At 57.7% G+C, this 21176-nt stretch carries 14 protein-coding genes and 2 pseudogenes; 10 read left to right on the forward strand and 6 right to left on the reverse strand.

The window, feature by feature from the left end; genetic code table 11:
• Positions 1-20: 20 nt before the first annotated feature.
• Positions 21-2504 (reverse strand): PAS domain-containing protein, encoded by a 2484-nt coding sequence (locus QRN38_RS03465; RefSeq protein WP_007245229.1) that lies wholly within the window; start codon positions 2502-2504, stop codon positions 21-23.
• 488 nt (positions 2505-2992) lie between these two features.
• On the opposite strand from QRN38_RS03465, the gene QRN38_RS03470 reads away from it, so the two are divergent.
• Entirely contained in the window at positions 2993-3649 is a 657-nt protein-coding gene (locus QRN38_RS03470) for a TetR/AcrR family transcriptional regulator (RefSeq protein ID WP_054089904.1), read from the forward strand.
• Positions 3650-3707: 58 nt separating this feature from the next.
• On the opposite strand, the gene QRN38_RS03475 is transcribed toward QRN38_RS03470, so the two are convergent.
• From QRN38_RS03475 to QRN38_RS03485, 3 genes are all read right to left on the reverse strand, one after another.
• Positions 3708-6398, reverse strand: a complete 2691-nt coding sequence (locus QRN38_RS03475) for a beta-glucosidase (protein WP_054080450.1) — start codon at positions 6396-6398, stop codon at positions 3708-3710.
• Positions 6399-6458: 60 nt separating this feature from the next.
• Complete coding sequence (locus tag QRN38_RS03480) at positions 6459-6707, reverse strand: hypothetical protein (RefSeq protein ID WP_010202224.1); 249 nt, start codon at positions 6705-6707, stop codon at positions 6459-6461.
• A 469-nt stretch (positions 6708-7176) separates the two neighbouring features.
• Complete coding sequence (locus QRN38_RS03485; RefSeq protein WP_057418447.1) at positions 7177-9345, reverse strand: TonB-dependent siderophore receptor; 2169 nt, start codon at positions 9343-9345, stop codon at positions 7177-7179.
• 462 nt (positions 9346-9807) lie between these two features.
• On the opposite strand from QRN38_RS03485, the gene QRN38_RS03490 reads away from it, so the two are divergent.
• The 7 genes from QRN38_RS03490 to QRN38_RS03520 all read left to right on the forward strand — a co-directional run bounded on the left by QRN38_RS03490 (position 9808) and on the right by QRN38_RS03520 (position 17319).
• Positions 9808-11349, forward strand: a complete 1542-nt coding sequence (locus QRN38_RS03490) for an AAA family ATPase (protein ID WP_011104676.1) — start codon at positions 9808-9810, stop codon at positions 11347-11349.
• Complete coding sequence (locus QRN38_RS03495; protein WP_054089901.1) at positions 11346-12206, forward strand: HNH endonuclease; 861 nt, start codon at positions 11346-11348, stop codon at positions 12204-12206. Before QRN38_RS03490 ends, QRN38_RS03495 begins: the two co-directional genes overlap by 4 nt.
• A gap of 105 nt (positions 12207-12311) precedes the next feature.
• The gene (locus QRN38_RS03500) at positions 12312-13850 is read left to right on the forward strand and encodes a cryptochrome/photolyase family protein (RefSeq protein WP_057417025.1); all 1539 of its coding nucleotides are present in this window, start codon (positions 12312-12314) and stop codon (positions 13848-13850) included.
• Entirely contained in the window at positions 13847-13990 is a 144-nt protein-coding gene (locus tag QRN38_RS03505) for a DUF2256 domain-containing protein (RefSeq protein WP_003376191.1), read from the forward strand. Before QRN38_RS03500 ends, QRN38_RS03505 begins: the two co-directional genes overlap by 4 nt.
• A gap of 146 nt (positions 13991-14136) precedes the next feature.
• Positions 14137-14565, forward strand: a complete 429-nt coding sequence (locus QRN38_RS03510) for a DUF2231 domain-containing protein (RefSeq protein ID WP_005765365.1) — start codon at positions 14137-14139, stop codon at positions 14563-14565.
• The gene (locus QRN38_RS03515; RefSeq protein WP_005765363.1) at positions 14562-15854 is read left to right on the forward strand and encodes a PQQ-dependent sugar dehydrogenase; all 1293 of its coding nucleotides are present in this window, start codon (positions 14562-14564) and stop codon (positions 15852-15854) included. The genes QRN38_RS03510 and QRN38_RS03515 overlap by 4 nt, the downstream gene beginning before the upstream one ends.
• A 265-nt stretch (positions 15855-16119) precedes the next feature.
• Positions 16120-17319, forward strand: coding sequence for an MFS transporter (locus QRN38_RS03520; RefSeq protein ID WP_057418446.1), 1200 nt, complete (start codon positions 16120-16122; stop codon positions 17317-17319).
• Positions 17320-17332: 13 nt separating this feature from the next.
• Here the strand turns inward: QRN38_RS03520 and QRN38_RS28150 are convergent, their stop codons facing one another.
• The gene (locus QRN38_RS28150; RefSeq protein WP_375233751.1) at positions 17333-18391 is read right to left on the reverse strand and encodes a methyl-accepting chemotaxis protein; all 1059 of its coding nucleotides are present in this window, start codon (positions 18389-18391) and stop codon (positions 17333-17335) included.
• Positions 18392-18463: 72 nt separating this feature from the next.
• A pseudogene (locus QRN38_RS28155) lies at positions 18464-19015 on the reverse strand (MCP four helix bundle domain-containing protein); the annotation flags it as partial.
• 127 nt (positions 19016-19142) lie between these two features.
• Between QRN38_RS28155 and QRN38_RS03530 the strand changes: the two are divergent.
• A pseudogene (locus tag QRN38_RS03530) lies at positions 19143-19659 on the forward strand (metallophosphoesterase); the annotation flags it as partial.
• A gap of 389 nt (positions 19660-20048) precedes the next feature.
• Positions 20049-21176 carry a saccharopine dehydrogenase family protein gene (locus QRN38_RS03535; protein ID WP_057418443.1) on the forward strand — a complete coding sequence of 376 codons (1128 nt, stop codon included), beginning with the start codon at positions 20049-20051 and terminating at the stop codon, positions 21174-21176.

Raw genomic sequence — 21176 nt, forward strand, 5'->3', positions numbered from 1 at the left:
ATCAGAACACTCCACCCGGTTCACGCGTTCATCAATTCCTGAACCCTGGAAGCCAGCACATCGATTGCAAACGGCTTGGTCAGCACTTTCATGCCAGGCCCCAGTTGCTCATCGCCAATGGCCGCGTTTTCTGCGTAGCCGGTGATGAATAGCGTCTTCAGGTGCGGGCGAACTTCTCGCCCGGCATCGGCCATTTGCCGCCCGTTCATGCCGCCGGGCAGGCCCACGTCGGTGATCAACAGGTCGATATGCACATCGGAGCGCAGTAATTTGAGGCCGGCCAGGCTGTCGGATGCCTCGATGAGGGTGTAGCCGAGATCGCCGAGTGCGTCAGTGAGCAGCATGCGCACGGTCGGTTCGTCGTCGACGATCAGGATCGTCTCGCCGGACTCGGTGAACTCGACCGGTGTCTTGCCGGTGTCGTGTTCGTCCCTGACGGCGGCACCGTCGTAACGCGGTAAATAGAGGGAGATCGCCGTCCCTTTGCCGACCTCGGACTGAATGCGCACCCGCCCGCCTGACTGATTGGCAAATCCATAAATCATCGACAGACCAAGGCCTGTACCCTGACCGATAGGTTTGGTGGTGAAGAAGGGGTCGAATGCCTTGGCGATGACATCCGGCGTCATGCCGGTGCCGGTATCGGTCACGCACAACGACAAATACTGCCCATCGGGCATATCGTGGGCCTTGGCCACATCGCCCTCCATCCACATGTTGCTCGCCTCGACCATGATGCGCCCGCCATCCGGCATGGCATCGCGGGCATTGATACACAGATTGAGCAGCGCGTTTTCCAGCTGGCTGGCGTCCACCAGCGTGGGCCAGAGGCCTATGGCACCTATTGTGTCGACCACGATGCTGGGGCCAACCGTGCGTTGAATCAGATCGGCCATGTCTTTGATCAGTCGGTTTACATCGGTCGGTTGCGGATCCAGCGTCTGGCGCCGGGAGAAGGCGAGCAGCCGGTGTGTCAGGGCCGCCGCACGTTTGGCAGCACCCTGTGCGGTCACGATGTATTTGTCTACGTCGCTCCAGCGTCCTTGCTCGATGCGAGTGCCCATCAGCTCAAGGGCACCGGAAATGCCTGCCAGCAGGTTATTGAAGTCATGGGCGAGACCGCCAGTCAGTTGTCCGACGGCTTCCATTTTTTGCGATTGGCGCAGCTTTTCTTCAGCCTGCATAAGCTCGGCAGTACGCGCCGCCACGCGCTGTTCAAGTGTTTCGTTGAGCGTGCGCAAGGCGGCCGTGGCCCGGTCGCGCTCGGCGGCAATGGAGCGTCGTTCGTCTACGTTGATCAGCACGCCCGGAAAGCTCAAGGGGGTGCCATCGTCGGCGCGGTCAACCCGGCCGTTCGCCTCTATCCAGTAGTAGATGCCGTCGGTACGACGCACCCGGTACTGATGGGCGTAAAGATGCCCTCGGGTGATGACGGCGTTGATCGCATCAATCAAGCCTGGCCGGTCTTCGGGGTGAACGGTGGCAATGACCTGCTCCAGACTCAAACCCTCATGGCCCAGCGCAGGGGCAAGGCCAAAAGCCCTGGCGAAGGCTTCGTCGACCGTAAAGCGATCAGACGGCAGGTCCCAGTGCCAGGTACCGATGATCGCGCCAGCGGCCAGGGCCAGCTGCACTCGCTCAGCGTTTTCGCGGGCGACGGCCTCGCTGGTCCGTAAACGCTCTTCGGCATCCCGACGGGCAGTCACGTCGCTGAACATGACCGCGATTTGCCGATCAGCCGGCTCACCAACGCGCACCGCCTTCACTTCAAACCAGCGCTCGAACGCCTTGGCATAGTTCTCGAAACTGGCAGGCTCACCGGTTTTTGCAACGTGGCCATAGGTTTCAAACCAGAAACGCTCAAGGTCCGGCGCGAACTCGGTGACCCATTTGCCACGCAGATCGACACCTGCCTGACGCTCGAACGCCGGATTGGCCTCCAGGAAGCGATAGTCTATCGGGCTGTCGTCGGCATCGAATTTGACCTGAATGATAGCGAACGCCGATTCGATGGTTTCCAGCATGGTTCGGGAGCGCTCTTCGCTCTGGCGCAGCGCGGTCTCGGCCTTGCGTATCTGCGACATGTCGAGCATCGCGCCGATCATGCGTACGGCATTGCCTTCGCTGTCGCGGATCACATGGCCACGGTCAAGAACGTCGGCGTACGAGCCATCCTGGCGGTGAAAGCGGTACTCATCGCTCCATGCCGTGCCGTCGCCGTCGATCACTGCATGGATGGAGTCGTAGACGCGCGCCCTATCATCAGGATGGATCTGCGCAATCCACCAGTCGCCGGAGGTGTCCAGCGTCGCCAGCGGGTGGCCGTAAGCCTGTTCCAGCGCGTCGTTCCAAAGCACATGGTTGGCCGCAAAGTCCCAATCCCAGATGGTGTCGTTGGTCGCCTTCGCGGCCAGTCGATAGCGCTCCCGGGTTTCTTCGATGGTGCGGCCGCCGTCTGCTCCGGCGTCGATGCCAGCGTCTTCAAGCGCTGCGCGCAGACGCACGATCTGCGCCTCCAGTTCTTCTCGTGTCAGGTCTTTCAGAGCGCCTCCGGCTCACACATGTAATGTCTTGCCTGGGCCGTAAGGTGTCCGCGACCGGCGTGATGCAATGAAATCAGAACGTATCGGTGCTTGCCGTTCTATGGCGATCGCAATATAGCGCAGCGTCAGTACCACTGTATCGTCGCGTTGAAAGCGTCATTGGGAGTGAGCGGGTTTCAACGTCCGCGTTTAAAGTACGAGGCAAATCAGACTGCTCGAGTCTTCTGGTGCTGGAATCTGTACGATTTACCACGCTATTCATCGGCATGCGCAGGTGGTTCTTTAGCCTGCAAAAAACAGGTATTTTCCGGTTTTCACTCGCCTGCATGCTACGATTTCATGTTTAAGGACACACGGGCTCAGCCGCTTGGTCTGCTTGTGATCTGTGGCTTCAATCCGGATAACGTGCAAGCAGGAGCGAATCCCGTGATGCGAAAAGTACTCTGCCCATGTCTGTGAACTCCAGCAATTGCGGTGCACCTGCGGCGGTCAAGCGCCGTCGAATTCCCAAAGGCGATCTGCGCAAGGTCGAGATCATTCAGGCGGCCATGATCATCTTTGCCCGGGATGGATATGCCGGTGCTTCATTGACGAACATCGCCAAGGTTGCAGGCATCTCTCAAGTCGGTTTGTTGCACCACTTTCCGAACAAGCTCGCATTGTTACAGGCGGTTCTTGAACATCGTGACACGTATGTCGCCTCCAGACTGCAGGAAGCCGATCAAGACGGTTCCCTGCAAGGCTTCATGTCTTTTCTGAAATTGGTCATGAGTTTCAGCATCGAAGACGCTGCGGTCAGTCAGGCGTTGATGATTATCAACACGGAAAGTCTGTCGGTCACTCACCCGGCACATCGTTGGTTCAGCGAACGTTTCGGGATTGTTCACGGTCATCTTCAGGCTCATCTGAACGCGTTGATTCAGGCCGGTGAAGTTCGATCAGACGTTGATGTAAGGCAGATCAGCCTTGAGATAGCGGCGATGATGGACGGCATGCAGATTCAGTGGCTTCGGTCGCCGGGTGATGTGCAGATCGAACAGGCATTTGCCAGATTCATCGAGCGACTGGCGCGGGATCTGACGGGGCGTCAGGCAACCATTACATGACGGCGATGCAACCGGTGGCCTTTCGACCACCGGTCACTGCTGCCTGGATGACTGCTGTTTAGTAAGCCTGCTCTGGTTGTACCTGAACTGCCTTGCGCAGGGGTATCGGCAGGGGGTTGGAATCGCGAGTGGTCAGCTGTTCCGGATAAAGAGCAACCACGGTGCGGTCGAGGGGCAGATTTTCCGAGTCCTTGCCCACCAGTACCTTGAACTTGCCAGGGTCAACCTTCCAGCTCACCGAATCGGCCGAGTAATAAGCGAACGAACGCGAATCCAGCGCAATCGTCACCGTCTTGCTTTCGCCCGGCTTCAGATAAACCTTGGAAAAGCCTTTCAGCTCCTTCTCCGGACGATCAACCTGGGGCTTGGAGGGCTGCACATAAAGCTGAGCAACTTCAAAGCCGGCCTTGTCGCCCGTGTTGGTGACCTTGAAGCTGGCCTGAAGAGTAGCGCCCGGGGCCAGTACGTTGCTCGACAGCTTCAGGTCGCTGTATTGGTAAGTGGTGTAGGACAGCCCGAAACCAAACGGGTACAGCGGTTTGGCGTGCTTCTTGTCGTAACCGCGGTAGCCCAGATACAGGCCTTCGCTGTAGGTCATTTCAGTGGGCGGGTTGGCGCTGCTGAAATAGTAAGGCACGGGGTTGGAATACGAGGCGTAGCTCGGGTTGTCCTGCGCTTTTTTATCCAGCGTGATAGGCAGCTTGCCCGATGGGTTGACCTTGCCGTACAGAATCTCGGCCAACGCCTGGCCACCTTGCTGGCCCGGGAACCAGGCGTGCAAAGAAGCGGCGACCTTGTCTGCCCACGGCTGCATGTCCATACCGCCACCGCCGTGCATCACCACAATGGTTTTCGGGTTGGCTTTCTGAATGAAGCCGATCAGTTCTGACTGAAACTGTGGCAGTTCAAACGGGTGATCGAGGGACTCGCCTTCGTACTCGAAGTTGCTGCCTGCGGCCACCACTACAGCATCGTAATCGGCCAGGTTCTTCGGTGGACGCAACGACGCCCAGCTCATCTGCACGCCGTTCAAACCGCCCAGCACCGGGATGAAGTTGCCCCTCAGTCGACGATATTCCAGACGCACGTTGTACTCGGTGCCGGCTTTGAGCGTTGGCGTTTTAACGGTTCGGGGAATGACCGGAATCAAATCGAACGAGACTTGCGCACCTTCGTCCTCAAGCACCAGTTCGTCATTGATCCAGAGCTTGTAGGCACCGTCGGCACGGACCTTGAACACATGGGCGCCGGTGATCGTCGGTTTGATCTTGCCGGTGAAACGGGCGGAAAACGAACCGGCCGCAGGCGTGTAGCCGCTGACAGCAGTGGAGCCGTTATCGGTCACGTTGGTGTTGGTGGTCCAGTCCAGATTGACACCCGGCTCTATGCGGTTGGCAACCGGGTCGCCCGATAAGGTGGTGTTGGCGTAATACTCGGCTTTGACGCCTGAGTTGCTGACGGCCTGTTTGTTGTCGCCTGGCTGATACCACACTGAAGACTTCGGGTTCAGGCTCATCTGTGGCAGGTAGTCGACATTCGATGCATTCGATGCCAGTTGCTTGAGCCCGCTCACTTCGGTGACATAACTGGCCGGTGCCGAGTAGGCCGTGCCGAAAGGCGCGGAGGGCGGTTGTACGGCCATGTCGCCAATGACGGCGATCTTCGCGCTTCTGGCCAGCGGCAGCAGCGGTTTCTGGCCATCTACCGGCTCATTGCGCAGCAGCACTATCGATTCGCGCGCGACGTTCAGCGCCGCCAGTTGGCCGTATTCGCGATGCTCAAGCGGCTGGGCCTTGTTGATGCCCTTGTCAAAGCCGTAGCTGACCAGCGCTCGCAGGTTGCGGCGGACCTTGTCGTCGATCACGTTCTGATGCAACTGACCGTTCCAGACGTAAGGCAGCAGCTTGGCTTCGGTAAACTGGAGCCCGCTCGGCATGTCGATATCAGTGCCTGCCCAGGCGCCCTTGAAGGCGTCCTGGACCGAGTTGAAATCGCTCATGACGTTGCCCTGGAAACCCCATTGGCCTTTCAGGATGTCGGTAATGAGATGATGATTTTCACACGCGTACTCGCCGTTGATCTTGTTGTAGCCGCACATGACCGACGCGATATTGGCGTTCTTGACCAGCGATTCGAAGCCGGGCAGATACAACTCCTGCATCGCGCGTTCGTCGATTTTCACATCCAGATAGTGCCGATTCGCTTCCTGCTCGTTCATCAGGTAATGCTTGGCCGCGGCCTGCACGCCTTGCACCTGAATGCCGTTGGTGACTGCCGGCGCCAGGACCGCGCCGAGGAACGGATCCTCACCACTCATGTACTCGGCTGACCGCCCGTTGAACGGCGTCCGGTACAGGTTGATGGCCGGTGAAAGCATTTGCTGGCCGCCCGCGATGCGGGTTTCATAACCAATGGCCAGGCCAAATTCCTTGGCCCGATTGATGCTCCAGGTAGCCGCCAGCGCAGACGGGGAAGGGTACTGCGCACCGAACGTCTTGCCGCCGACCAGTACGCCCATCGCCGAGTCGTAAGCGACCGTGCCCTGCAGGTTGAATTTATCCAGTTTGGGGATCATTCGCCCGTCGTCGACGCGCGAAAAGTTGATCTTTTCTGACTGAGTCATGTTGTCGAGCATGGCGCCTACGCGCGCCTCAACTTCATTGCCGGTCATCGGAGTCACAGCAAGCACTGTGCTCGCCTGGGCCACACTGAGCGCAAGTACGCTCAAGCCTAAGCCTTGTTTGATCATGGACACGGAGTTATTCCTTGCGTAATACCTTGGGTGAAATGCGGTGCGTCAACGACCCGATCAGGGCTTTTCGTTGCCGGCAGGGGCGTCAGCGGTGTCGATCGGAGCGTCCACAATCGTCTGTGCTCCGCTGGGTATTTTCCTCGCGGCAAGATCGGCCCCGGTGATCTGCTCGCGCTGTGTATCAACCTCCACACGGCGCTCGCTCGACGTAGCGGGCAGAGGGTTTTCCTTGTTGGCGGCTGAAACCGCGAAAGTGGTCAGGCAGGTCAGCAAAGTGGCAACTAGAGGCAGCAAGCGTCTGGCCATCGGGAGAATCTCCAAACAGAGGTATGAAACAGAGGGCATATAAGCCAGCCGCTTGTGGGCGGCTGACGGGTAGCGTTGAAAAGGGTGTGGCGAATAAAAATTACTGAGTGATAAAAATACACGAAGTCATTTTTATAATGATTGAATAACTAAATTTTAAATTTCTTATTTTGTTATTTTATTGATTTTTATGTTGTTAAATTTAAATTCTATGGCAATAAAATGCCGTTATTGCTTTATTTGAGGGAATATTTTGTCTTTTTCTTAAGCAGAGTGATCGCTCTGTTTTGAGGTTTTTTGCGAACTTTTCATTGCCCGATTGGCCTCTGGCCAGCAGCGATTGCTGCCAGCGCTTGAATGCCTGCAGCCAGCGCGAGGATGTGCAGTTCGCCGGACGGGCTACTGCTAGAAGCCCTGGCACCGCCGTTCACGCCGCTACCGAGTTGTCCGGTAGCGGCGTGCTTCACGGTCAGAAACTATACTTCGCCGTCAGTGCATAGCTGCGCGGGTTGCCGTAGACGTCGGTAGAGCCCCAGACACTGCTGGCGCCAATCGCGGTGTAGTAGGTACGGTCGAAGATGTTGTTGGCGTTCAGTTGCAGGTCCAGATGCTTGTTCACCTGATACCCAGCCATCAAGTCTGCGACGGCATAACTGCCCTGTTCCAGACGGTAGCTGGCGTCGGTAAGGGCAATGTCGTTGTACAGGCGGCTCTGCCAGTAGACGTTGCCGCCAACGCGCATTTTTTCCAGTGCGCCTTGCAGGCGATAGACCGTCGAAAATTTGAACAAGTGCTCAGGCGTGTCGGTGTCGAAACGCTGATTTTCTTTCGCCGGATCGAAATCCTTGAGGTAGTGGGTGCGGGCGTAGGTGTATCCCGCCCCGACTTGCCAGTTCTCGGTCAGCGCACCCTGTAGCTCCATGTCGATGCCCTGACTGCGCACCAGGCCTGCGGCATCGTAGCAAGTGAGTACCGCGCAGCCTGCCTGGGTTGGCGCTTCGGTCTTGAGGTTTTCCTGATCGATCTGGAACACCGCGAGGCTGGCGTTGAGAGCGCCGTTGAAATACTCGCCTTTGATACCGATCTCATAGTTCTTGCCCACCACGGGGTCGAGCACTTTACCGGACAGGTCCTGATAATTCTGCGGGTTGAAGATATCGGTGTAGCTGGCGTACAGGGAGTACTGGTCATCCAGTTTGTAGATCAGGCCCGCGTAACGTGTCAGGTTGCGTGTGACCTTGAAGTCCTCGTCGCCTGAGCGGTCGTCGTAGTCGTACCAGTCCAGACGACCACCGAGAATCAGGGTCAATGGGTCCGCCAGGCTCAGGCGCGTGGTGAGGTAGATTGCGTCCTGGGTGGCGATGTTGTGAGTTTTACCGTTGCGGACAAAGTCCGGCTTCGGCGCGCCGATAGGGAGTCCGGTGTCGTAGGGGCTGTATTCCTTGCTGGTCTTGTCGTAGACGCGCCTGCTGGTGCCGACCACCACTTCATGAGTGCGGCCAAACGCCTGGACCGGGCCGCTGGCGTAGGTATCGAATGCAGCCTGCTTTTCATCGGGCCTGGACTGATAGGCTGTGGTCTCCAGCGGACCGTTGTAGCGAGAGAGGTAGGTACCCGAGAACACGCCGTCCAGCGTGGAGCTTGAGCCCGCAACGCGCAGTTTCCAGTCGTTGTCGAAACGATGTTCAAGTTCGCCGAACACGGTGTCGATCTGGATTTTCTTGTTTTCCCAGTCCGTGCCGGGGTAGGTCGAGCGGGACAGGTTCAGGTGGTGGCCATCGGCGCCAAGCGGCAGGCCGCCCCAGAAAAAGTTGGTTTGATCCTCCTGACGAGACAGGCCAAAGGTCGCCGTGGTCGCATCCGTCAGGTCGGCTTCGATTACGCCATAGAACACGCCGTGATCGCTTTTTTCCTGGTCACGGAAGCTGTGTGCATCCTGGTAGGAGCCGACTATCCGGCCACGCACCGTGCGGCTGTCGTTCAGTGGGCCGGAGGCGTCGAACACGCCACGGTAATCGTCCCAACTGCCGACAGCGCCGGTGAGGGAGACCTGCGGATCGGCCGTCGGGCGCTTGCGCACCATATTGATAGCTGCCGATGGATTGCCAGAGCCTGTCGTAAGGCCGGTGGCGCCTCTGATCACTTCAACATGGTCGTACATGGCCAGATTGGGCTGTACGCCTGCCGTATAGCCCGAGTAGGAGGCGGGCAGGCCGTCGTACATGATGTTGTCGATGTCGAAACCGCGGGACGTGTAGGTTTGACGGCCGGGCCCGCTGGACTGATCGAGGAACAGACCGGGCGTATACCTGACCACGTCGTTGATGCTGGTCATGGCCTGATCGTCCATGCGTTGCCGGGTAACGACGGTCACCGCCTGCGGCGTTTCACGCATGGTCAGCGGCAATTTGGTAGCCGTCTGCATGGCACCCGTGGTGTAGGAACCACTGCCCTCGGTGGTGGCGCCGAGTTGGTCACTGCTGATTTCGGTAGCACCCAGTTCCATAGTCGTCGCGGGCGGTGCTTCGGCGCCCTGCGTATCGGCAGCGTAAGCCGCCTGAGTGGTTGCGATCCAGATGCCCATTGTCAGCAGGGCGGGAGTGAAACGAATACGGTGTTGCGATTGTTGACCCGGCATGAACCTGACACTCCCTCAAGCCGTCCGTGGCTGGATGATAATGATGTTGATAACTGTTCTCATTATTGTGGCAGGTTGTTTCTGCCAGAAAAAGACGCTTCGGCCAAATAGATGACGAAATTTTCACATTTGGGCGCTGCGTCGGCGAGCGCCTGGATTGCTCAGGCAGGAAACCGAGGCCGGTCTCAGGCCCTGTACGAAAAGTGGCTGCATTTAATGAGACTGCATTAAAGCCGGGCTTCAACGTGACGCCTCGGTAGACGCGTTCACTGAACCAATGTCTGATGCAGTCGCAGCGGTTTTGCATTTTAAATAACGGTATTTCATCAACTACCCGTTGCGACGGAGGCAGGTTAACGTCAGTGGCGCCGTAGACGCGTACAGTGTCATCGGCAGGGTTGCGGTGGGCATCGACTGGCGCTACAGTCCGTTATCAGGGAGCCAATAGTTCAAGGAATAGATTTGAAACTTTCAATGCAGATGCTAAAGAAATCGTCTTTAATACCGTCTGACTTAACAGATACCTTGCTGTTGGTTGGAAGTGGCTGGGACGACTACTCATTCAAAACCAGTTTCACAGTCATGCACTTCGGTCCGGACGCTAAAAAAACTGAGCTTGGCACCACCAAGATTGGATATAAGGACCAGCAGCACGGATGGACGTCCGAGAAGTTTTCAACAAAAAATATAAGCCTGAGTGATGATTTTTTTTCGCTGGGTCAGGATGTCGATTTTTATAGAAAACTTCAGGGTGGTTTGTCGGCCGACGCAGCGTTGGCTGTCTTGCAGGCGCTCAAAGATGTTATCGCCGACCCCCTGCGATTGGAGGACGTTAAGAATGAGCAGGTGTTTCGCGAGTCGCTGATGCGAAATGTCAGCTGGTCTGTCATCCGTGACCAGTTCAAGCGTGTGCTGGCCGGGAAGCCAGAGCTGACAAGTTTTCATTTTAGTTACCAGACAAATGGGGATGAGCAGCGCGCGGGCGTGGACGTGTCGTTTAAAGTAACGCCCCATTCCTTGCCCTCGACGAATGTTCATGTACTCATCGGGCGGAACGGTGTAGGCAAGACAACAATATTAAATGACATGGTCGAAACCATTCTCAGCGATACCACGGGCAGACCCCATTGCGGAAAATTTTTGATCTATGATTCGCTGGGCAGTGAACCCATGCCGACGGATTATTTTAGCAGTGTTGTTTCTGTGTCTTTTAGCGCGTTTGATCCATTCTTGTTTCCTGCCGATCAACCCGATAGAAGTAAAGGTGTCGCTTATTTTTACGTGGGCATGCAATCCCCGGGGGAAGGGCCTGGTAAGCGCCCCCCGAAGACGACTGAGGCATTGACGGAAGACTTTATAACAAGTCTGGAGTCTTGCTTTAGTCAGGAAAGCAAGCGGCAAAGATGGGTGGCTGCGATCAAGCGTCTCGAATCTGACAGCAATTTCGAAGACATGGACCTGGCTCATTTAAATGAGCTTCCCACGGACGAGGCTATTGTTAAAGCGCATCGTATTTTTAGCAGGATGAGTTCAGGGCACTCCATTGTATTGTTGACATTGACAAAGCTTGTAGAGGCCGTCGAGGAAAAAACGCTTGTGCTAATGGATGAGCCTGAAAGTCATTTGCACCCCCCTTTACTGTCCGCGTTCACCCGAGCTATTTCTGACCTGCTACAAGACCGGAACGGTGTTGCAATTATCGCAACTCACTCCCCCGTGGTTGTTCAAGAGGCGCCGGGTTCTTGTGTGTGGAAGCTCACCCGACTGCGAGCTGAAGGCAGAGCTGATCGGCCTGAGAGGGAAACGTTCGGTGAGAACGCGGGTGTTCTTACCCGCGAAATATTTGGCTTGGAAGTCAATAAATCGGGTTACCACGAGGTGTTACAAGAGGCTGTCAATCGTGGAGGGACATTTGAAAGTATTTTAGCCGACTATCAAGAGCAGCTCGGGTTTGAGGCACAGGCAATCTTGCGAAAGATGGTCGCCAGCAGGAGGGAGTCTTGAAAAAGCTCACGGTCCCCGCTTTTGACGCAATCGACGTGTTCGATACGTGTGTCAGCGGTCTTGATAACCCTGATTTAGCAGAAAGGTTTAAAGCTGCACGTGATTCGATTATCGAGCTTTTTCTCGGTTATACGGAAAAAGCCAGCACGAGCGAGTTGTACTGTCTGCCGTTGAGTGCGCATGCCAAGCCGGATCAGGAGGTGGTGGCGACACTGACCAAAAAAGAGTTTATGTCGCTGTACTCGAATCAACTGTTGAATAAAGGGAAGGCGGCGCGCACGTATTACGATAAGTTAATCATCTCTGCGCCCCTTGCAAAATGTCCCCTCTGTGGATTTGGCCAGGCCACGACGCTTGATCATTTTTTATCCAAAGCCAGGTACCCGGCTTACTCCATATTGCCCATTAATCTGGTGCCGGCATGCACTGATTGTAATAAGGTCAAGGGCGCCTGCGCGGTGACTGAAGCCAATCAGCAGTCTCATCTTTATTTTGAATGTGTGAGGTTCGAAAAAGAGCCTTGGGTTTTTGCAGAGCTGGTCGAGACGACGCCTCCCACTATTCGATATTTTGCAGACCCCCCTGGAGAATGGCCTGACCCGCTGAAGTTACGCGCGAAAAATCACTTCAAGAATTTGGACCTCGCGCGCCGCTTTGGTATAGAGGCCGCTGCAGAACTTTCAGGAATGATTGAAGTGCTTGACGACCTGGAGACGTGTAAGGATAGAAAGGATCACCTTAAAAGATTTGCTTCTTCCGAAAGGAAGAATAGAGCCAACCATTGGAAGGCGCCGATGTATGAGGCCCTTTCAGAAAGTCAATGGTTTCAATCAGGCGGTTACAAAAGCTATATCTGATCTGCGGCGGGGTCTTCGGCCAAGAAGCAGGCGCATAAAAAAATCGCTAGGAAAAACTTGTACAAAAATTTACATTGGTACAACTTTATTGGCGCGGACGCCACCATGACCCAATCCCACCAACTCCATCTCGTTCTAGGCGATCAGCTCTCCTTCGAGCTGGCCTCCCTGCAGAACCTGAACCCCGAGCACGCAACGGTCCTGCTGGTCGAGGTGATGGAGGAGGCGAGTCATGTGCCGCATCATCCGCAGAAAATCGCGTTGATCTTCAGCGCCATGCGTCATTTTGCCGAGGCGTTGCGCGAGCGTGGGGTTCGGGTGCAGTACGTGACGCTCGATGATGCGCAAAACACAGGCTCGGTGCCGGGCGAATTGCGTCGCTGGCAGGCCTTGTTGAACGCTGAGCAACTGCACATCACCGAGTGCGGCGACTGGCGGTTGGAGCAGTCGATCAAGGATGGTGGGCTGCCGATTCAGTGGTATGCCGATACGCGCTTTCTTTGTTCCCGTGATGAGTTCGCGGCATGGGCGCACGGTAAAAAGCAGCTGCGCATGGAGTTTTTCTACCGGGAGATGCGGCGCAAAAGCAGGTTGCTATTGAACGGTGACGGTACGCCGGTCGGCGGTGCCTGGAACTTCGATGCCGAGAACCGCAAGGCGCTGCCCAAGGGCGTGGCCGCGCCGTACCCGATGCGCTTTTCGGCAGATGCGATCACTCGCGACGTGCTGACGCTGGTGGCGGAGCGTTTCGCCAGCCACTATGGCTCGCTGGATACCTTCGACTACCCCGTCACGCAGGCGGATGCTCAGGCGTTGTGGGAGTATTTTCTGGATTTTGGTCTGGCGGGTTTCGGCGATTATCAAGACGCGATGGCCACCGATGAGCCTTTTCTGTTTCATGCGCGCATCAGCGCGGCGCTGAACATCGGGCTGCTGGACTTGCGCCAGATTTGCAGCGATGTCGAGTCCGCTTATTGGTCGGGCAGGGTGGCGCTGAATGCCGCCGAAGGGTTTATCCGCCAATTGATTGGCTGGCGCGAATACGTGCGTGGCGTCTACTGGTTGAAGATGCCTGACTACGCCAGCGGCAACCTGTTTGGCAACAGCCGGCCGCTTCCGGAGTTTTACTGGACCGGTGAAACGAAGATGAACTGCATGAGCCAGGCGATCGGCCAGAGCCTGAAACATGCCTATGCCCATCATATTCAGCGCCTGATGGTGACCGGCAACTTTGCCTTGCTCGCCGGTATCGTGCCGGAGCAGATCTGCGAGTGGTACCTGGCAATCTACATGGACGCGTTCGACTGGGTTGAACTGCCCAACACGCTGGGCATGGTCATGCACGCCGATGGCGGTTATCTGGGCTCCAAGCCTTATTGTGCCAGTGGTCAGTACATCAAGCGCATGTCTGATTACTGCCGTGGCTGCGCTTATAAGGTGACTGAAAGCACGACCGACGATGCCTGTCCGTTCAACGCGCTCTACTGGCATTTCCTGATGCGTCACAGCGACCAGTTACGTCGTAACCAGCGCATGGGCATGATCTACAAGAACCTTGATCGCATGGCCGAGGCCAAGCAACAGGCGTTGTGGGAGCGCGGCGAGCACTTGCTGGCCAGGCTCGACGCAGGAGAGGCGCTTTGAAAAAGAGCGAGCTGCCGGTCAAAACGTGCGTGGTTTGCGGGTTGCCGTTCACCTGGCGCAAGAAGTGGGCGCGTTGCTGGGATGAGGTTCGTTACTGCTCGGAGCGCTGTCGTCGCAACAAGTCGTCAACGGGCGGATAAGGTTTTCAACATATTTCGAAATGAAACGCGCTGAACTATCGCTTCGCTAGCATGATCCTCTTCTATGCGCAGTCAGCGCGACCCCGACAGGCCAGTGCATGTGCACTGAGCACCGATCCAGGGGCGCCGAACGATAAGGAGCCGTTATGACCGTCACCACCCATCCCGTCTACCGCTGCACACCAGGGCCGCTGCACGCGACCCTGCTCGCAGGCACCGTCCCGCTGTTTCTCGGTGCATTGCTGAGTGATATCGCCTACTACCAGACTTTCCAGATCCAATGGAGCAATTTTGCCGCTTGGCTGATTGCCGCAGGCTTGCTGTTCTGCGGGCTGGCGCTGCTGTTTGCGCTGGTAAACCTGATCCGTGCCGATCACAAGGCGGGCCGTCCTGTAGCGTACTTCCTGCTGTTGCTGGTCACCTGGGTGCTGGGCCTGGTCAACGCATTCGAGCATGCAAAAGATGCTTGGGCGGTTATGCCTTCGGGTCTGGTGCTGTCGGTGGTGGTCACTGTATTGGCGTGTGTCGCAACATGGACAGGGCTGACCAGCCTGCGTTCGGGAGGTGCACAATGAGACAGGCCCACGCATTGACTGCATTGAGTATGGCGCTGTTGTTGAGCGCGTGTGGTGGCGAAGCGGACAGCACTCAGGCGCGGGGCCCGGACCCGAAACTGCCCGAGCCGCAACGTGGCCTGTTGCCGAGCATGAAGATTGCCGAGCCTGTCGCATGGGGCGATCAAAAACCGACTGTGCCTGACGGGTTCAGCGTGACTGCGATTGCGACCGACCTGAGCATTCCTCGTCAATCGATCGTTCTGCCCAATGGCGATATTCTCATTGCAGAAGGTCGCGGCGGTAGTGCAGCCAAGCTCAAGCCGAAGGATGTCATCGCCAGCGTCATCAAGGCGCAGGGCAACACCAAGGTCAAAGGCGGCAACCGCCTGACGCTGCTGCGTGATGCGGATGGCGACGGCAAATACGAACTGAAGACAGTTTTTGCCGAGAACCTCAATGCGCCTTATGGTCTGGCGTTTGCAAATGGCAAGTTGTACGTAGCCAATCAGGATGCGCTGGTCAGCTTCGATTATCAGGACGGCCAGACCAAGGCCAGCGGCGAGCCGGCCAAGGTGACGGACCTGCCGTCGGCGATCAACCACCACTGGACCAAGGCGCTGACCGTCAGCCCGGACGGGCGTTTTCTGTACGTCGGCATCGGCTCGAACAGTAACGTGACCGAGCGCGGTATGGAGGTCGAGATCGATCGTGCCATGGTCTGGCAGATCGATGCTGTGACGGGAGCGCACAGGCCGTATGCGACCGGCTTGCGTAACCCGACCGCATTGGCCATTCAGCCGGGTACCGGGCAGTTGTGGACAGTGGTCAACGAGCGTGACGAACTGGGTCCTGACCTGGTCCCGGATTACCTGACGTCGGTGAAAGAGGGCGCCTTTTACGGCTGGCCTTACAGCTATTGGGGCCAGAACGTGGATTCACGTGCCCAGCCGCAAAATCCGGCCAAAGTCGCAGCCGCGATCAAGCCTGATTACAGCCTGGGCTCGCACGTTGCTGCACTCGGCGTGTCGTTCTCCATCCCGGCCATGGGCGAGAAATTTGCAGACGGCGTGTTCGTCGGTGAACACGGCAGCTGGAACCGTGATAACCCGGTTGGTTATAAAGTGATCTTCGTGCCTTTCGCCAATGGACGCCCGGCCGGTGAGCCAGTGGACTTTGCCACGGGCTTCCGTGGTGCCGATGGCAAGACTCGCGGTCGGCCAGTGGGCGTCACGGTTGATCCGAAAGGCGCGCTCATCATCGCCGACGACCTGGCAAACACCGTCTGGAGGGTGACGCGTAACAAATAGCCGGGCCTACGCCTATCGTGCGACGCTCTGCGTCGCATGCCGTTCCGGACGCTCTGCGTCCTCTTTTGCGGACGCGGAGCGCCCTTTCGCGGACAAGTCCGCTCCCACGGCTCTGCGTCCTCTTTTTTGCCACGCAGAGCGTCGCGAACTGCATTCCACACGCTAGACAAGGTGGATTCAGCACGCGCTTACACGTTAGGGTTGTTCGCATCCATGCACTGGTCAAACCGGCCAGTTGCCGAAAAACCTGAATTCTGGAACCGCTGTGAGTCGCTTTGAAACCGCTGTAAACGTCGAAACAAAACCCGCTTCATGGTGGGCCGTCGGCAGCGTATCGCTTGGATCGTTTGCCACCGTCACCACTGAATTCCTGCCCGTAGGGCTGCTGCCCGATATCGCCGCAGACCTCGGAACACGGGTCAGCCACGCTGGCCTGATGATGGCTGTTCCCGGCATCCTCGCGGCCATTTCCGCGCCTTCCTGTATCGCCCTGTTCAGCCAGGTCGATCGCAAGCGCCTGTTGCTCGGGCTGTTGTCGATACTGCTGGCGTCCAACCTGATCGTGGCATTGTCGAGTCAGTTCTGGCTGACCCTTACCGGCAGGGTATTGCTCGGCTTCGCGTTGGGAGGCTTCTGGACCATTGCCGGTTCGCTCGGGCCGCGTTTGAGGCCCGGCAAGGAGGGCGTGAAGGCAACCGCGTACATTCTCGCGGGGGTCTCGATTGGCACGGTCGCGGGTATTCCCGCTGGCACACTGATCGGCGAAGCTTTCGGCTGGCGAGCTGCGTTTGAAACGGCAGCGGTCGTTACCGTTGCCGTGGGCCTGTTGATCGCGGCGTTGCTGCCTGCGTTGCCGGGCGAGCGCTCTGCCGGTATCAGCCAGATGCTGTCGCTGGCCGGCGAGCAAAAGATCCGCCGCATGTTCGCCGCCGCGCTATTGATCTATGTCGGGCATTTTGCGGCCTACACCTACCTTGCCCCCTTCGTGCAGGACGCCGCAGACATCAGAGGTCAGACACTGGGATTGTTGCTGTTTGCCTTTGGCCTCGCAGCCGTCGCCGGCAACCTGGCTGGCGGGGCACTGGCTGCCCGAAACGCGCCGTCCTCGGTGCTGATCATGACCCTGCTGATGCTCGGGTCGCTGAGTGCGCTGCTGGTATTTGTCAGCAACCCGTGGCTGCTCTGGCCAGTCATTCTGGTCTGGGGATTTGCCTTCGGGATGATTCCGATCACCACGCAAATATGGTGTTTCGACGCCTCGAACGGACGTGTGGAAGGGGTTCAGGCGCTGCTGGTGTGTGTGGTGAATCTGTCGATTGGCGGCGGGGCGTTCATCGGCGGACTGGTGTCTGAAGGTGCAGGCTTTACCGCTGCCATTGTGACTGGCGCGGTGTGTGCCGCGCTGTCCATGTTAACGGTAGGGTTCTCGCTGCGCAGGTCAAGACAGGTCACCTGCACAGAGTGAGACAGGCCCACCGTCAGCCCGCTTTGAAGAACGCCACTTTTTGCGTCAGACGATCTGCAAGCAACGCCAGGTCTTCGCTGGCCGTTGCTACCTGCTGAGAACCGCTGGCTGATTTGAGCGTCGAGTCATGAATACTGTTGATATTCATCGCGACCTCTTCGGCCACCGAGCTTTGCTGGATTGAAGCGCTGGCGATCTGTGCGTTCATGTGATTGATCGCGCCGACTTCCTTGCTGATTCTCGCCAGCGCGTTCTGCGCATTGCGGGTCTGCGCCACAGCCTTGTTGACCAGCTCGCAGCTGTCACGCATGTTCTGCGCGGCGGTTCCGGTGCCGCCTTGCAGCGTGTTGATCATCGCCTGAATTTCCTGCGTCGACTGCTGGGTGCGGGTCGCCAGGGAGCGCACTTCATCGGCCACCACGGCAAAACCGCGACCGTGTTCACCCGCGCGCGCGGCTTCGATGGCGGCGTTGAGGGCCAGCAGGTTGGTCTGCGACGCGATCGAGCTGATCACCTCGATGACCGTCTCGATCTGCTCGCCGTGTCTGGACACCTGTTCCACAGTTTTTGTTGTCTCGACCAGCGTGGCCGCCAGTTGCTCGATGGCAGCGGTCGTGCCTTCCACCAGACTGTTGCCGGTTTCCACCTCGGCGTCGGCCAGGCGCGCTGCATCCGCTGCCTGTGCCGCGTAGCCGGACACTTCATTGACCGTGGTGGCCATCTGACTGATGGCGGTTGCAACCTGTTCGGCTTCGCGGGTCTGCACCATTACCTGAGCGTTATTGCTGGAAGAGGCCGCCAACAGAATCGTCGATGACTGGCTGACCTCCTGAGCGGCCATTCGCACTTGAGTGATCGTCTCCGAGAGGCGACCCAGCGCCGTTTTCAGCACGCCCATCACGCTGTCGGGATGCTCGGTGGAAATGTTCTGCTGCAAATCGCCATCGGCAAGTCGCTGAATGGCCTGCGCGACGTCGGCAGGCTCGGCCCCCAGGGTTCTTTTGACAAAACGGATGATGACCATTGACAGCACGATGCTCAGCAGAACGGCGAACGCAGTGGCCAGAAGCATCAAGCCACGGAACTGGCTGGCGGTTGCCTGCACGTCATCGAGTTGCGACCTGATTGAAGCCTCTTCGTGGTCAATGAGGGCGTTTACCCGTCTCAGCCACTCGCTGTAATCCCCTGAAACCTGACGCAGCAACAGCGCCTGAGCACCGGCAATGTCACCCGCCCGACGCAGCGCAATCACACGCTGAGTGGACGCAAGGGTCTGCTGTTCGATGTCTTTGATGCTGCGCAGCAACTGGCGTTCTTCGCTGGTCACGTTGGGCCGGGAATACAGCTGATCCATCGGCATGGCCGAGTCGACGTAGTCTTTTTCCAGACGGGTCATTTCTCCCAGGTGCAGCGCAAGGTCCTGATCGTTGTTGACCAGTACCGCATCGCGCAGAGCGATCGCCCGATTGTGCACGCTGCCGCGAAAGTTGATCGCGTAACGCTGAACCTTTGCCGCATTGGCTCCCACATCCTCAAGAGTCGAATCAATGAAGCCCACCCGCTGGATGCCGACGGCGGTGATCAATATCAACAGTGATACCACGGCGGCAAATCCCAGACCGATACGGGTTGCCAGAGAAACCGGTTTTTTCATCAAGGGTGCTCGCAAGGGAGGTACGGGGGTTGCCAGTGACATGACGTCAAACTACTGGCGAATAGCCGCACAGTATGCTTGAGTCGGGCAGCCACCAAATAGATATTTACAAGTGCCTGAATAGGCAGACGTTATTGCAGGATTTTGCGCTGCTTACAGTGGGGGATGGCATATCAGTCGCCTGTTTCAGAAAGAGTGGGTCGAAGGCGTTGTGTCGCGCACTAATACGCTCAACGCCGATGCAATTCTCATCTCGGGAGACCTTGTCGATGGCACCGTCGAAGCCCGGAAAAATGACGTGGCTCCGTTGAGCAGACTGACTGCTCCTTTGGGTGTCATCGCGATACCTGGAAACCGCGAGTATTACTTCGACGCAGACCAAGTGGATCCCCGAGTTCCAGCGCCTGGGCATGCGGGTGCTGGTCAATGAGCACGTTATTCTGCAGAAGGGGGCCGATCAGATCGTGGTAGCAGGTGTAACGAATGAGGCTGCTCCAGCGTTTGGTCATGAAGGCCCGAATCTGTCCCGAGCGCTCGTCGGTGCGCCGCTGAACACCCCCGTCATACTTCTCAAACACCGCCCGTCCGGTGCGCCTGACTCCGCTGCTGCAGGCGTGGGGTTGCAACTGTCCGGGCACACCCACGGCGGAATGATCAAAGGCCTGGACCTGGTGGTTCGCTCCGCCAAGGGCACGTACATGCGGAATCATGCGAAGGGCAACGCTTCACGCTCTTTCACGTCTGAAGTGAAGGCGTCCGGGTGAAGTGTGTAGGCTTCCAGCATCAGTAAGCGGTAGGCAATGGCGTCGGTTGGCGTCAGTCGTCGGTAGCTGATGGTCACCAAGTAGGATTCGTCTGGCTCAGGCTTGGGATATTGAACCCTGATTTGCAAGAAGTCGTAAGTGGATGCTGTTTTTTTAAGCGGACGTTGCGTCTTTTCAATTGACTAGCATTGCTCTTTGAACGATCAGAAAAGCCACAGGGTTTTTTACCCGGCGTGCGTCCAATGATCAATAATGCGCGCCATTATTCGAGTATCAGATTCATCACTCTCTCAGTACATCAGGGACGATAAATGGCATTTCGTGTATTGGTCATCGGCGGCTACGGTAACTTCGGCAGCCTGATCTGCAACCATCTGGCGACGATGCCGGGCATCGAACTGGTTATTTCAGGCCGCGACAGTCGCAAGCTGACAGGCAAGCTCGCCGAGCTACAGGCCTTGGGCGGCAAGCCTTGCCAGAGCTGGTGCGTGGACATCATGCAGGACGGCAAAAGCGACGAGCTTCGCGCGTTGCGCATCGATCTGGTGATTCACACGGCCGGGCCTTTTCAGGGGCAGTCCTATGCAGTGGCGCGGCATTGCATCGACGCAGGGGTCAATTATTGCGACCTGTCGGACTGCCGCACTTTCGTCTCCGGCATTGCCACCCTGGATGCCGCCGCCCGTGATGCCGGTGTCAGCCTGCTGAGCGGATGCAGTTCGGTGCCGACGCTTTCGGCAGCCATCATCGACCAGCATCGTCAGCGTTTTTTGCGCATCGATTCGATAGAGCATGGCATCTCGTCTGCGGCGAAAATGCCGGGTGTGTCCACCGTGCTCGGCGTGCTGGCCTACGCAGGGCGGCCCATTCGCCAGCTCAAGGACGGCCAGGTGCACGAAGTGCCGGGCTGGATGGACCTGACCTTGCGTCGAATGCCCGGCATGGGCGTTCGCCTGCTGGCCAACGTCGATGCACCGGATATCGACGTCTTCGCCGAGCGCTACGCGGCGCAGAACCTCAGCTTCAAGGCCGGTTCCGGGCTCAAGGCGGGGGTTGTCGCCACTTGGTTGCTGGCATTGGCCGTACGCTGCAGGCTGTTGCGCGATCCTGCGCCGTGGGCCGTTCGTCTGCATCGCTGGGGAACGCGCTTCGAGCATCTGGGTGACCGCAAAAGCGCGATGTACATCGATGTCGGTGGCGTGGATCCTGATGGCCGACCGTTGCGGATGCGCGCACAACTGACCGCGCTGAACGACAAGGGCCCGGAAATTCCCAGCTGCGCCGCGGTTGCCCTGAGCGCAAAAATGGCGGCGGGCTATCGTCCCCTTCCGGGGGCGCGGGCCTGCGTTGGCGAGATCACCGTGGATGAGTACCTGGCAGCGATCAACCAGCCGTCGAACATTCGTCTGGACGTGCATTTCCAAAGCGGGGAGGCCTGA

Origin of the sequence: Pseudomonas sp. CFBP2511, from assembly GCF_030209255.1 — a bacterium.
Classification (GTDB): Bacteria; Pseudomonadota; Gammaproteobacteria; order Pseudomonadales; family Pseudomonadaceae; genus Aquipseudomonas; species Aquipseudomonas avellanae.

Excerpts from the sequence above, each read along its gene's own strand:
- QRN38_RS03470 (WP_054089904.1), top strand. The coding sequence starts at position 2,993 with ATGTCTGTGAACTCCAGCAATTGCGGTGCACCTGCGGCGGTCAAGCGC.
- QRN38_RS03475 (WP_054080450.1), bottom strand. The coding sequence starts at position 6,398 with ATGATCAAACAAGGCTTAGGCTTGAGCGTACTTGCGCTCAGTGTGGCC.
- QRN38_RS03480 (WP_010202224.1), bottom strand. The coding sequence starts at position 6,707 with ATGGCCAGACGCTTGCTGCCTCTAGTTGCCACTTTGCTGACCTGCCTG.
- QRN38_RS03485 (WP_057418447.1), bottom strand. The coding sequence starts at position 9,345 with ATGCCGGGTCAACAATCGCAACACCGTATTCGTTTCACTCCCGCCCTG.
- QRN38_RS03500 (WP_057417025.1), top strand. The coding sequence starts at position 12,312 with ATGACCCAATCCCACCAACTCCATCTCGTTCTAGGCGATCAGCTCTCC.
- QRN38_RS03510 (WP_005765365.1), top strand. The coding sequence starts at position 14,137 with ATGACCGTCACCACCCATCCCGTCTACCGCTGCACACCAGGGCCGCTG.
- QRN38_RS03515 (WP_005765363.1), top strand. The coding sequence starts at position 14,562 with ATGAGACAGGCCCACGCATTGACTGCATTGAGTATGGCGCTGTTGTTG.
- QRN38_RS28150 (WP_375233751.1), bottom strand. The coding sequence starts at position 18,391 with ATGCTTCTGGCCACTGCGTTCGCCGTTCTGCTGAGCATCGTGCTGTCA.
- QRN38_RS03535 (WP_057418443.1), top strand. The coding sequence starts at position 20,049 with ATGGCATTTCGTGTATTGGTCATCGGCGGCTACGGTAACTTCGGCAGC.